The organism is Campylobacter sp. RM16188 (assembly GCF_012978795.1).
Lineage (GTDB): Bacteria > Campylobacterota > Campylobacteria > Campylobacterales > Campylobacteraceae > Campylobacter_A > Campylobacter_A canis.
The window spans coordinates 1-267 of the sequence record NZ_LIWQ01000058.1 but is presented as its reverse complement, the minus strand read 5'-3'; the positions used below and the strand labels follow the sequence as shown (position 1 = coordinate 267).

The window sequence follows — 267 nt, the reverse complement described above, 5'->3', positions numbered from 1 at the left end:
AAGGAGGAGGAAGGTGTGGACGACGTCAAGTCATCATGGCCCTTATGTCCGGGGCGACACACGTGCTACAATGGCATATACAATGAGACGCAATATCGCGAGATGGAGCAAATCTATAAAATATGTCCCAGTTCGGATTGGAGTCTGCAACTCGACTCCATGAAGCCGGAATCGCTAGTAATCGTAGATCAGCCATGCTACGGTGAATACGTTCCCGGGTCTTGTACTCACCGCCCGTCACACCATGGGAGTTGATTTCACTCGAAG

General features: G+C 50.6%; 1 rRNA gene. It reads left to right on the top strand.

The window, feature by feature from the left end:
* Positions 1–267, top strand: a 16S ribosomal RNA gene (locus tag CDOM16188_RS11170); the annotation flags it as partial.